Genomic DNA, 10,558 nt, shown 5'->3' with positions numbered 1-10,558 from the left:
CCCGCCGGTAGCATAATTTGGAACTTCAACATGTGCAGATTTATGGTCATATCTAATGCCGATTACATTAAGATCGTTTTTATATTTCTTTACTTGAATATCGGTATCATTACGCTGTCTTTTAAAGTGTTGCTCTAATTTTTTCATACTCCCCTCCTTAATCCATATTTTTAATTAGTGTTTAACATTATACTTATATATTACTATATGTCAAAATAAAACACTAATAGAAATTAACTTTTGCTATATTACAAGCATGTAAGTCACGCTTAAAGTACAAACTACTATTCTTATTTAAGATTACCCGATAAATCTGAACATTTTCAAGTACTCTTTGAACGTAATCTCTTGTTTCTCGATAAGGTATAAGTTCTATCCAGTCAATAACTTTTCTTGTATCTTTTATATCCCTTGGATCACCAAACCTATCTATCCATTTTACTACATTATGACTTCCGGCATTGTAAGAAGCAATGGATAGAATATAAGAACCTTTATGATCATCTAATAATTTTTTGAAATGATGCGAACCAAGTGTAATATTATATACCGGATTTCTAGTTAAGTCTGCTACATTACATTTAACATTTATGGATCTTGCGGTATCACAAGCAGTACCTTTAATAAGTTGCATGAGACCCATAGCATTTGTATGACTTACTGCTTTATGATCAAAAACCGATTCTTGTCTAATTATTCCATAAGTTAAATGAGGTGGGATAGGCAAACCTACTAGATTATAAGGCGTTGGAAAAGCACAATCCGGAATAAAAGCATTATTTTGGGCGGCAATTTTTGCCACCTCAACCATATGATTAGTATTATTATTTGCTTTAATAATATTCGCAATTATTTGAATTTCTGCAGAATTTTTAGCGTTTTTCATTGCTGCTTTGGAATATATCAGGGCTAAGTAGTTTTTATTATATTTAACCAATAACCTTATTGCTTTAATAATCTCTTTATTTTCCATAATTTCCCTTTCTTCAGAAGTTATTACGGGAATAGGAGGTAAAACTAACTTTGTCCTATTTAATTCAATATTTGCTACCTGCCCATAAAAGGTAAAAGAATATTTGGCTGCCTGCTCGTAAAATTTTCTAGCCGTTTGCTTATCGCCTTTTGCTGCATAAGTACGACCGAGCCAATAAAACCCACGTGCCAAACTAATCGGAGTCTTAACAACTTTAATAAACTTATTAAAATGTACTAATGCTTGATCAGGCTTTTTTAAAAAACTTAAAGAAAGCCAGCCCGCAAGCCACTCCTGCTCCCTTATAGTTTCAGGACAAGTAGCAAAAGGAAGCGTTGCCATTCTATAGCTATTAGCAAAATCTTTGTAATCGATGAATTCACGAGCATAATAGGACTGAATACGACACCATTTAGCAAAATGTTTACGGTTATTTTTAGCTTTCTTAAACAAAGTAATAATTTCCTTTGTCGGCTTTTGCATTTTTTTAAAATCTAAATAACGATATAATAAACCGGAAGTATAGTATTTTTCAGGAACACTTTTAAAAAGCTTTTCAGCATTTGGCGATTTACCTATAATCGCAATTTGGACTTTAAAAGAATTACGGTAACCTTGATCTACATATTTCAGGGATTGCTCAGCAGATCTAATATCATTTTTCCATAAATGTTCTTCTATTCGCTCTAAATGATCACTCGTAGTTAAATATTTATGCCACTTATTGTAATATGCATTTTCTTCTTCAGGAGTGAAATTGGCGTATACCCAAGCCTCTTTAATAATAGGTAGTAATATCTTCTGATCTTTGATTAAACTACTTGCAGCTGCCGCATAAAATTTATAACCTTTGCCGGTAAGAGGAGGATGTTTACTAAACCAATCAAAAATTACTTTTTTATTTGTATTATTATTTAGATATTCTTCCGCTCTTTCTTCAAGCAGCTTATTTTGAGGCCAATCCGGGTTATTGCATAAAAACCTTATTACATGTTCAAAACTATTATCTGAATATTTATTATCTAAATATTTCTGAGAAAGTACAATTTTTGTTAAAATTTTATTATTTACTTCTAGAGCTAAATCTTCAGCTTGTGACCAATTTTTTTGATCGATATAGATAAAAACTTGCTTAACATTATCTACAGAATCAGAATTAGCATTTACTTTCAAAGCTAATAACAAGAATATAGAAGTTAATAATTTTATTGTGATTTTCATAAGTTTTATGATTTGTTGCGTGGATACTTAATAGTCATTACGAGCTACTAAAAGCGTTGTTGCATGACTCGTTTATATCATTCCCGCGAAAGCAGGAATCCAGTAAAACCTATAAAAAACTTATTTTTTATAGGTTCATTTTTACCTAATATGTAATTTTTGTATCAATATTAAGGTTATTTTTTCTGGATTCCTGCCTACGCGGGAATGACATAGAGACCAACTAAACACCCGTAGAACCAAAGCCACCGCTACCACGCATCGTCTCCATAAGACTACTACTTTCTTCCCATAATATACGTTCGTACTTTGCGATTATCATCTGTGCAATTCGCATGCCTTTTTCTATAATGAAATCTTCTTTACCGAGATTAATAAGAATGACCTTTATTTCACCTCGATAATCTGCATCAATAGTACCGGGTGAATTAGCAATCGTGATACCGTGTTTAACGGCAAGACCCGAACGGGGTCTTATTTGGGCTTCAAACGAATCCGGTAGTGCTATAGCGATGCCTGTTGGAATTAGCTGTATTGCGCCTGCTTTTATTGTTATAGGTTGCTCGTTTGCGGCTATTAAATCCATCCCCGCACTATGCTCTGTAGTATATTCCGGCAGACTGCCGGAAAAATTTTCTAGTTTTTTAATTTTAACTTGTGTTATTGTCATATTATTTCATATCAAATTTATCGTTAATAATTTTATTTTCTACCGCATCAATTAAAGAATTAGCAAGATTATCGGTTAATATCTTACTTCCCATGCCAAGTTTCTTTTTAAGCCAAGGTTGCTTAGCACACAGATATTGAAACTTAATATTATCACCGAATTTTTCTTTCATTACGCTATACATATCACCTATGCCGTCAATTAAGCCGTAATCAAGCGCCGTTTGCCCTGCCCAAAATTCACCGTTAAATAAAATTTCATCTTGCTGAGTTAACTTCCCTGCTCTTCTTGTTTTTACATATTCTATAAAATGTTCATAAACCTGCTTTTGTAAATCTTTGATAATTTTAAGATCATCTTTATTAATAGGTTTAAACGGATCCAATACTGATTTATTCTTGCCTTCCGTATAAACTCTTCTCTCTATCCCAAGTTTATTAATTGCTTCATGAAAACCGAATCCGCTTGATACTACTCCGATACTACCGATAACCGAACTCGGCAAAGCATATATCCGGTCACCGCTGCAAGCAAGCCAATATCCGCCTGAAGCCGCCATATCTTCAATAAAACTATAAATTTTTATTTTATTTTCTTTAGCAAGGTCACGAATACGTTTTGCAATAAGTTCAGATTGTACCGGGGAACCGCCGGGAGAATTAATAATTAAACATAATGCTTTTAATTTCTTTATTTTAAAAGCTTTTTCTATTAGTTCATTTAATGATTCTAACGTAAGTCCCGATTGCATAGTACTTACTTTACCGATAACACCGCTAAGGCGTAAAACGGCAATCACCTCTTTAGAATTACCAAAAACCGAAGCAAATAATTGATCTAATTTACTTATCTGCCGTTTGGTTATTATCTGATCAAATTCAGCATTCGCCATAGTTGATTTATTTACTTCATTCATTAATTTTACTCATTTTTAATTTAATATACTCGTTTAATTTGAAAAATTGGCTATGCCGTCTTATAAGATCTGCGGTACTCACCTATTAAGTATACGCTCCGCTCCTTGCCTTATAGACTCCTTGCTCTTTTCCAAATTACACTTCGTCTATTTACTTGGAGTTACTATAACATCCTTTTTTATTGGCAGCAAAGGCTTAGCCGGTTTATGCAGAGATTGCTCGTTATAACTATTTTTAGGTTCAGGATAATTTCCGGAAATGGCAGATAAAATAGTATCTCTAACTTTTTCGTCATACCAATTTGTATTGCCGACAAAGCTAGTTACTATTTTGCCGTTTGGGTCTATTAATATACTAGTCGGTAAACTAACAACCCCTAAGGCTTTAAATAATTCATTTCTATAATCATGATAAATCGGCAAATATCTTATTTGATAGCTTTTAAAATATTCTTTCACAACTTTTATGTCTTGATAATCTTCTGAAATCGGAATTACTGAAAAAGGTAATTTCCTAAAATCTTTTTGCAACATATCAAAATCAGGCATTTCTTTGACACAAGGAGCACTCCAAGTAGCCCAAAACACTAACAATATAGTCTTTCCTTCAAACTGATCAAGAGAATATTGATTTTTTTCTTCATCAAAAAAAATTATATTATCAGGAACGCTTGAACCTCTTAAAAATGCTAATTTATCCTTAGGCTTCTCATAGAGCTTAGCATGAATTTTAGGAATAAAAATTATTATAGATAATAAAAATACTATAATATATATAAGATATTTATTATAATTTCTTAAGGTCATATAATAATTTATAGTAATGAAGACATTTTATTTATTCGTATTAGCACTTACATTATGTAGTTGTGGTATAAAAAAGCCTTTAGAAGCACCGCAGAAAGAGGCAAAATGTCATTGCGAGCAGTCGTAGACTGTGTGGCAATCTCGTCAAATATCCTGAGATTGCTTCGTCAAATTACTTCGTAATTTTCCTCGCAATGACGTACTGTATCAATACCTCTTAAGCGTCGTACCTTGCAAAACTAAGTCAAAACAATAAGACGGCATATTTTCTTGCGGTTCGATCAATATCGGATTTACTTCACCGCACTCATTATCACACATATTTTGATCAGATAAGTCTAAGCGTGTTTCGAGAGTAGTAAGACTAGGATGCTCTATTCTTATATTTGCACTTCTCAAATAACGAGAAGATTTATAAGGCAACATGCTAATAAAGTAATATTCTCCTTTATTATTAGTAGTAGCAATACCGGAACCGGTAAAACTTGAATCGCTTTTACTTGTAAATCTTCTTTTATCAACTCTAGTTTTTAAAGGTTCGTAAGGATATTTACCTCCGCTTCCTGCTTGCCATAAATAAACTTTAGCATCCGCAACCGGCACGCAATTTTGATCTAATACTTTTCCTTTAATTAATATCCTTTCACCGTAAAATTTTGATAATCTTCCTGTTTTACGTAATAAATTATTAGTAGTTTCAAAAACTTTTGGTTCATAATCATTAAATATATTTCTAGTAATTTTACAACGATTAAGCTTATTAGGGTAAGTTTTAGAAGCAGCAAATATGTTTAATGTCCATAAACATAAAAAACAAAATATAAATTTTTTCACTTTTCACCACTATATTTATAAAATCTACATCTAAATTTAAATCAATTATTTTTATTAATCAAATTATTTTTATTCTCATTTGATTATTAAGTAATTGATTGTTATAGTAAACTTTGTTATACTAAAATATTATATACATGCAAAAATTTTTATCTTTAATAATTGTAATTCTAATACTTTACAATATAGTAAAATTAAAAATCTCTCCCGACAACAATAATCCTACAACTATAGAGCAAACGGCTTCAAATAATTCATCTACCGATGAAAACCAAACTAGTATAAATAATGAACCCCCTATTTCATTAAACGGTAACTTATTTGAACGTACGGTTTCAAAAATAGTAATAAATGCTCTTAAAACCGAAGAAGGGAAAGCATTTTTTGAAAATATTTTACAACCATTAAATGGACCTATCAATCCTAATGATTACACTATTGAAGTACGTAAGGATTTAGTAAAAACACTATTCAAAATTAATACGCTCGGTAGCGGTAATATCGGTCCCGCTTCTTGCGGACATGTAGTTACCGTATTTTATCAAATATCAGATATGAACAATACTTTAATATCTGAAGATACTAAGACTTTTACTTTAGGCTCTGCTCCTGTAATGCTTGGCTTAGATAATGTAATAATCGGTATGATGGTAGGAGAAGCACGAGAAGCTATTATTCCGGCAAAATATGCCGTTAATAATAGTAATAATATTATCTTCGATGATGCTTATAATTATAAAGTTAATGTAATTTTAAAATCCATATTACCGCAAAATTTTGTTAAAAGTAATGAAGTTAAAATTTATGACGATGAGATAGCTTATCGTGTTCCTTTATTATGTGGTGAAAAAGTAAGCTTTAATGCTAAAATTACTCGCTTATCAAACGGTAAAATACTATATGATTCAAAAGCAAAAGGGCAACAAATAGATATGAAAATCGGCGATATTACATATCCTTTAATTTTTTCTTACGCCTTGCAAGGTAAAGTAACGGTTGGAACACGCAGTGTTATTGCTGAAGGCAAAACATTTAAAACCTTAGGTTCTAACATAAATAAAATTATTTCTCATGAATCGTTACCGATAAATGAATATCTTTTGCTTGAACTAGGAAACTTTAAACAAAATTAAATAAATATGAAACAAAATAAAATTCAAAGACAAAAAAATTATATTTTATTATCTATCCTTGTCATAATGATAATAATTGTATATCTTATAGCATTAATAAAAATTGCAGGATAAATTTTGTAATTATTACAAATTTAAAACTCAAATTAAACGAGTATATAAGCATTTTACTTTAAACTTTAATTATAGTATGGAAATTATTAAATAGTATGGAAATTATTAAAAAAAACAAAAATATTATTATAGTAGGTTTAATATTTTTAGCAGTAATTACTTATATCTCTGCAAGTAAGAGTTCCGATAATAAAACAAACGATAATATATTAGAAGTAAAGATAGCTATACAAGATCATAAATTTGTTCCGAATATAGTTGAAGTACCAAAATCGACTAAGATAAGGTTAATTGTTCATAATGAAGATGATACGGTAGAAGAATTTGAAAGTCATGATTTACATCGTGAAAAAATAGTTATGCCAAATGAGTCAATACATATTATACTTGCACCTCTCAAGTCCGGAAAATATGAATTTTTTGGAGATTTTCATCAAGATACGGCTCAGGGTTTTATAATTGTTAATGATTAGATAAAAAATATGTTTAAAATTGCTTTAGTAGTATTTCGTGAATGTTTAGAAATATCCTTATTACTTGGTGTAATACTCGTCGTAACAAAACAAATAGAAAAATCTCGTCTTTATATTATTGCTGGAGTAATGCTTGGAGTAGTATTTGCTTCAATTTTTGCATTTTTTACACGTAAATTATCTTTATCTTTTGGCGGAATAGGCGACGAGTTATTCGATTCCGGAATTATGATACTAATAACAATTCTGATTAGCTGGACAATAATATGGATGCAAGGTTACGGTATAAAAGTAAAGCAACATATAAACGACTTATCAGTAAAAATTCATGAAGGTAATGCCAGTTATTTCATGTTGTTTTTTTTAGTTGCCACTACTATATTACGCGAAGGTGCAGAAATTATTATTTTAGTATATAGCATATCTTCAGTTGAAACAATATCAAGCAGTATTTACTTGCAAGGAGTGATAATAGGTGCTACAAGTGGCTTCTTACTTGGTTTAGTAATATATTTCGGTTTCATTAAGATTGCTAATCAAAAATATATTTTTAAAATCTCTACCGTATTATTAATGCTAATAGCAGGCGGATTTGCAGCAAGTGCTGCAGGTATTTTAACCTCTTCCGGTCTAGTTATGTTTTTATCCGATCAACTTTGGGATAGTTCATGGTTAGTAGCAGATAGAAGTATGATAGGTAAAATCTTACATATTGTTACCGGTTATATTGCAAGACCTAACGGGCTACAAGTACTGGCTTATTTTACTACTATATTACTGATAAATATTGTCATACAAATAAAATTAAGATATTCCAAAAATAACTTAATATCAGTACACAAAAATGAATCAAATTAATTTTATCAAAGAGAACAATTAAATTAAATATGTTAAAACTTTTATCAGAAATTGGTCCGGTAATAGCATTTTTTGCAGGCTTTTTTTATGGAGGCGGTATACAACACGCTACTCTTTATATGCTCATTACCTCTGTTATTTGTATTACCCTTTGTTATGTTATAGATAAGAAAGTATCCAAGCTTTCTATTATTTCTACGACTGTTTTATTAGTTTCGGGAAGCATTACTTTAATTAGCGGCGATTCAATGTATATAAAAATCAAACCTACTATATTATATGTTATTTTTGGAATAATATTTCTCATGAGCGGTATAAGAAAAAATCCTTTTATCAAATATGCTTTAGAGAGTATAGTACGTCTTAAAGAAGAAAGTTGGATAACCTTAAGCTATAGAACAGCGGCTTTTTTCTTTTTTATGGCTGTAGTTAATGAAGTAGTTTGGCGTAATTTCTCAGATGAAACATGGGTAAAATTCAAAGTATTCGGTGTAATACCTATTACTTTTATATTTATTTTACTGCAATTACCTCTTTTATTAAAGAATAAATTACCGGATAGTAAGATATGATATATAATACCTTACTATTTTTACTTTATGTCATTACCGCGTAGGCTTTGTTGCATGGACTGGTAAAATCCACTGTGTCACCCCGTGGCTTAACCACGGGGTCCATACAAACAATTTTAAATACTAATAATATTAGTATTTTAAGCTGGATCCCACGATCAAGTCGCGGGATGACACAGAAAAGCACTGGATCCCTGCTTTCACAGAGATAACACCGATGACTTTTTAAAAATTGTCCGGTACTATAACAAACAGTTAATTCTTGAACAAATACAATCTTTTTAAAAATCGTAGGGTACTATTGTTATTATGATATTACGAGTTCTAATTTTTATAGCTCTTTTTTTTAGTCTATCTGCTTGTTTACCTGCTATTTTTACCGCAGCAACCACTACCGGCATTGTTGCTTCAAAAGATCAACCAATGTCCGAAACATTAAATGATTCAAGGATTTCTGCCAGCATTAAAGCTGATTTAGTAAAAAATAATTTTAGAGATTTAGGTACTAAAATAAAGGTTGAAGTATCACAAGGAAGAGTATTATTAACAGGAAATATTCAAAAAGAATCTGATGCGTTAAAAGCCGTAGAAATTGCTTGGAATCAAAAAAGCGTAAAAGAAGTTATTAATGAGTTGAAAGTAAGTAAAAACAGTAATCATTTTGACTTAGCCCAATATACTAAAGATAGTATGATAACCACGCAAATTAAAGCTAAAAATTTAGTCAGAAAAGACATTAAATTTGCTAATTATACTATTCTAACTATAGATAATATTGTTTATTTATTTGGAGTTGCAAGATCAGAAGAAGAGCTAGAAAAGCTTGCTTCTATTGCATCAAAAATAAAAGGTGTTGAAAAAGTTGTGTGTTACGCTAAAATAATGAATAACTTTAACACAAATAATGATAATAGTGAAGAATCATAAATTCAAATTAGACCTCTTGCAAAACGAAGCTAATAAAGAGAAATTTGAAGGAAACACGGCACGTAGCACCGCAGCGTACACTTTAGTACGTGAGGATGCGAGTACCGGATTGACGTATACCGCAGATATTTCAAAAGTTGGAAATCAAATAAGTGGTGAGCCTGCACAACGTATAAAAATACGTAAACACAGGCAAATCCCGAAATTTGACGTACCAAATCTTGAAGTATCAAAGGTATACAAATTACCTTTAGGAGCAAGTTATGCAAAGGGTTTATTATTTTTGTTAATTTTTTGTTTTGGTCTAAGCGGTTGTAATACCTCAAAAAGATTACCTTATTCCCACAAATATTCTTACAAAGAATTATCAAAAGATGATCCTCATAATCTAACTTATAAAGGACATTATAAAGTCGGTAAAAATTATAAAATAAAAGGAAAGACTTACAAACCTCACAACCCTAAATCTTTTACCGAAACAGGTTATGCCTCATGGTACGGTGGACGTAAAGACGGTTTTCACGGTAAAAAAACAGCTAACGGCGATAGATTTAATAGAAATTTATTAACTGCTGCACATAAAACTCTTCCGCTCCCTTGCTTAGTTAAAGTTACCAACAAAGCCAATAATAAAACAGTAATTTTAATGGTTAATGATAGAGGTCCTTTTAAGAAAAATCGTATAATAGATGTTTCTCAAAAAGCGGCTGAAATTTTAGCATTTAAAAATCAAGGTATAACTAAAGTAAAAATAGAATATTTACCTAATGAAACTGAGAAATTTCTAAAAAATATTAATCTAAAAAAACCACAAAGTAAAACTTTAGCTAAAAATTCTAAAAAATCTTCATCTACTAAAGTTACAAAAAACAATAAATGTAGCGTTAATTGTCATATAAAACTTGTAAATTTAAAGTATAAATTAGCAGTAAATCCTTAAAAGATGTGTGAATATTAAATCGTCAGTAGTCGTAGGCATTGTTGCATGGCTCGATTTTTAACGTCATTGCGAGGAGCAACTTAAGTTTCGACTAAGCAATCTCAGGAGTTTTTGTATTAC

At 30.8% G+C, this 10,558-nt stretch carries 11 protein-coding genes; 6 read left to right on the top strand and 5 right to left on the bottom strand.

All coding sequences use genetic code 11. From position 1 onward, the window contains the following. Positions 1-223 precede the first annotated feature (223 nt). From RGRA_RS0103580 to RGRA_RS0103560, 5 genes are all read right to left on the bottom strand, one after another. Positions 224-2,194 (bottom strand): lytic transglycosylase domain-containing protein, encoded by a 1,971-nt coding sequence (locus RGRA_RS0103580; RefSeq protein WP_017443015.1) that lies wholly within the window; start codon positions 2,192-2,194, stop codon positions 224-226. 223 nt (positions 2,195-2,417) lie between these two features. Further along, a complete protein-coding gene (dut, locus tag RGRA_RS0103575; protein WP_017443014.1) occupies positions 2,418-2,864 on the bottom strand; it encodes a dUTP diphosphatase in 447 nt (148 codons plus the stop codon). Between the two features lies 1 nt (position 2,865). After that, positions 2,866-3,780: a S49 family peptidase gene (locus tag RGRA_RS0103570; RefSeq protein ID WP_017443013.1), complete on the bottom strand. Its 915-nt coding sequence runs from the start codon at positions 3,778-3,780 to the stop codon at positions 2,866-2,868. Positions 3,781-3,927: 147 nt separating this feature from the next. After that, positions 3,928-4,587 (bottom strand): TlpA disulfide reductase family protein, encoded by a 660-nt coding sequence (locus RGRA_RS0103565; RefSeq protein ID WP_017443012.1) that lies wholly within the window; start codon positions 4,585-4,587, stop codon positions 3,928-3,930. A gap of 207 nt (positions 4,588-4,794) precedes the next feature. Continuing rightward, positions 4,795-5,421, bottom strand: coding sequence for a dioxygenase family protein (locus RGRA_RS0103560; protein WP_017443011.1), 627 nt, complete (start codon positions 5,419-5,421; stop codon positions 4,795-4,797). Positions 5,422-5,558: 137 nt separating this feature from the next. On the opposite strand from RGRA_RS0103560, the gene RGRA_RS0103555 reads away from it, so the two are divergent. The 6 genes from RGRA_RS0103555 to RGRA_RS0103530 all read left to right on the top strand — a co-directional run bounded on the left by RGRA_RS0103555 (position 5,559) and on the right by RGRA_RS0103530 (position 10,438). Further along, complete coding sequence (locus tag RGRA_RS0103555) at positions 5,559-6,554, top strand: FKBP-type peptidyl-prolyl cis-trans isomerase (protein ID WP_017443010.1); 996 nt, start codon at positions 5,559-5,561, stop codon at positions 6,552-6,554. A gap of 209 nt (positions 6,555-6,763) precedes the next feature. Beyond that, positions 6,764-7,141 carry a cupredoxin domain-containing protein gene (locus tag RGRA_RS0103550; RefSeq protein ID WP_017443009.1) on the top strand — a complete coding sequence of 126 codons (378 nt, stop codon included), beginning with the start codon at positions 6,764-6,766 and terminating at the stop codon, positions 7,139-7,141. 9 nt (positions 7,142-7,150) lie between these two features. After that, entirely contained in the window at positions 7,151-7,999 is an 849-nt protein-coding gene (locus RGRA_RS0103545; RefSeq protein WP_017443008.1) for an FTR1 family protein, read from the top strand. A 29-nt stretch (positions 8,000-8,028) separates the two neighbouring features. Further along, positions 8,029-8,571: a septation protein A gene (locus RGRA_RS0103540; RefSeq protein WP_014392169.1), complete on the top strand. Its 543-nt coding sequence runs from the start codon at positions 8,029-8,031 to the stop codon at positions 8,569-8,571. 309 nt (positions 8,572-8,880) lie between these two features. Next, positions 8,881-9,498: a BON domain-containing protein gene (locus RGRA_RS0103535; protein WP_017443007.1), complete on the top strand. Its 618-nt coding sequence runs from the start codon at positions 8,881-8,883 to the stop codon at positions 9,496-9,498. Continuing rightward, positions 9,476-10,438 (top strand): septal ring lytic transglycosylase RlpA family protein, encoded by a 963-nt coding sequence (locus tag RGRA_RS0103530; RefSeq protein ID WP_017443006.1) that lies wholly within the window; start codon positions 9,476-9,478, stop codon positions 10,436-10,438. Before RGRA_RS0103535 ends, RGRA_RS0103530 begins: the two co-directional genes overlap by 23 nt. Positions 10,439-10,558 lie beyond the last annotated feature (120 nt).

The organism is Rickettsia gravesii BWI-1, from assembly GCF_000485845.1.
Taxonomy (GTDB): Bacteria; Pseudomonadota; Alphaproteobacteria; order Rickettsiales; family Rickettsiaceae; genus Rickettsia; species Rickettsia rickettsii.
The sequence above is the reverse complement of the archived record's forward strand: the minus strand, read 5'-3'. Positions and strand labels throughout refer to the sequence as shown.

Bases quoted from the DNA above. Each gene is read 5' to 3' on its own strand.
- dut (WP_017443014.1), bottom strand. From the start codon at position 2,864: ATGACAATAACACAAGTTAAAATTAAAAAACTAGAAAATTTTTCCGGC.
- RGRA_RS0103580 (WP_017443015.1), bottom strand. From the start codon at position 2,194: ATGAAAATCACAATAAAATTATTAACTTCTATATTCTTGTTATTAGCT.
- RGRA_RS0103535 (WP_017443007.1), top strand. From the start codon at position 8,881: ATGATATTACGAGTTCTAATTTTTATAGCTCTTTTTTTTAGTCTATCT.
- RGRA_RS0103540 (WP_014392169.1), top strand. From the start codon at position 8,029: ATGTTAAAACTTTTATCAGAAATTGGTCCGGTAATAGCATTTTTTGCA.
- RGRA_RS0103550 (WP_017443009.1), top strand. From the start codon at position 6,764: ATGGAAATTATTAAAAAAAACAAAAATATTATTATAGTAGGTTTAATA.
- RGRA_RS0103545 (WP_017443008.1), top strand. From the start codon at position 7,151: ATGTTTAAAATTGCTTTAGTAGTATTTCGTGAATGTTTAGAAATATCC.
- RGRA_RS0103555 (WP_017443010.1), top strand. From the start codon at position 5,559: ATGCAAAAATTTTTATCTTTAATAATTGTAATTCTAATACTTTACAAT.
- RGRA_RS0103565 (WP_017443012.1), bottom strand. From the start codon at position 4,587: ATGACCTTAAGAAATTATAATAAATATCTTATATATATTATAGTATTT.
- RGRA_RS0103570 (WP_017443013.1), bottom strand. From the start codon at position 3,780: ATGAATGAAGTAAATAAATCAACTATGGCGAATGCTGAATTTGATCAG.
- RGRA_RS0103530 (WP_017443006.1), top strand. From the start codon at position 9,476: ATGATAATAGTGAAGAATCATAAATTCAAATTAGACCTCTTGCAAAAC.